The organism is Komagataeibacter europaeus LMG 18890 (assembly GCF_000285295.1).
Classification (GTDB): Bacteria; Pseudomonadota; Alphaproteobacteria; order Acetobacterales; family Acetobacteraceae; genus Komagataeibacter; species Komagataeibacter europaeus.
In genome coordinates this window covers 1-1,224 of the sequence record NZ_CADP01000302.1, presented here as the reverse complement: position 1 = coordinate 1,224, position 1,224 = coordinate 1, and the positions used below count along the sequence as shown (strand labels likewise).

Here is a 1,224-nt window from a genome sequence, read left to right as displayed (position 1 = left end):
TATAGCGCGACAGGTAGGCCAGCACCGCTTTGGGACCGGCAAAAGGCGGTTTGGCGTAGACGACCCAGCGCCTGCTGCGCACAGGAGCCAGATACCGCAGAAAGGCACGACGCTCTGCCAGAGGGGCAAGATGGCCCCGGAAGACCAGCCGGTCGGCATCGAAAAGTGCGCGCAGCCGGGTCAGGAACAGGCGGCGGAACAGTTTGCCCAGCACGCGAACGGGCAGCAGGAAGGCAGGGCGTGACGAGATCCAGCGCTGGCCATCGGGCGAGAGACCGCCACCCGGCACGATCATGTGCACATGGGGATGGTGGGTCAGCGCCGAACCCCAGCTGTGCAGCACGGCGGTGATGCCGATGCGGGCACCCAGATGCCGGGGATCGGCGGCGATCGTCATCATCGTCTCCGAGGCGGCCTGGAACAGCAGGGCGTAGAGAACGGCCTTGTTCTGGAGCGCGATGTCGGCGATCCGCGCCGGCAGGGTGAAGACGACATGGAAATACCCGACCGGCAGCAGATCGGCCTCCCGCTCGGCCAGCCATGTCCGCGCGGCGTTCCCCTGACAGCGCGGACAATGACGGTTGCGACAGCTGTTATAGGCGATCCGCCAGTGTCCACAGTCCCCGCAGGCCGCGACATGACCACCAAGGGCCGCCGTGCGACAGTGTTCGATCGCCGACATGACCTTGAGCTGCTGCAGGGGGAGACGGCCGGCATGGGCTGACCGCCAGGCAGGGCCGGCAGCCCGGAAGATGTCCCCCAGTTCGAGGGAGGCGGACATGACCGCCCCCGCCCGGGGATCAGCCGTCGGGCCTCGCCTGCGTTGTCGCCAGTATGCCCAGTCTGTCGAGCGGACTGATGACGGCCCGCACGGTCCGTGTCGCAACTTTTGTATAAAGGGCCGTGGTCTCCAGGCGGGAATGACCCAGCAGAACCTGGATCACTCGGACATCGACACCATCCTCAAGCAGGTGCGTGGCAAAGCTGTGCCGCAGGGTATGATACCAACCATTGTTTGGCCTGACTCACGGGGTACCCATCGGTTTAAAAATGTGATTCATAGGATGCAGACCATTCTCTGAAGGAGGCATTCTGGATGGGCAGCCCTCTATCCCTGCGTGACGATCATGATAGTTCGGAGTTGCGACGCCTTGCGCGCAGAAGCCGGCATGCGGGTCAGTCGCGTCGCCTGTTGGCGCTTGCGGCGATTTATGATGGCGCCTC

1 protein-coding gene and 2 pseudogenes are annotated in these 1,224 nt (G+C 64.4%); 1 reads left to right on the top strand and 2 read right to left on the bottom strand.

Features of this window, described 5'->3' with window-relative positions:
* The coding region (locus GEU01_RS21945) for an IS91 family transposase (RefSeq protein ID WP_019087691.1) at positions 1–781 on the bottom strand (781 nt) is incomplete at its 3' end.
* 19 nt (positions 782–800) lie between these two features.
* A pseudogene (locus GEU01_RS25485) lies at positions 801–1,001 on the bottom strand (tyrosine-type recombinase/integrase); the annotation flags it as partial.
* A gap of 95 nt (positions 1,002–1,096) precedes the next feature.
* Between GEU01_RS25485 and GEU01_RS26115 the strand changes: the two are divergent.
* A pseudogene (locus GEU01_RS26115) lies at positions 1,097–1,224 on the top strand (IS630 family transposase); the annotation flags it as partial.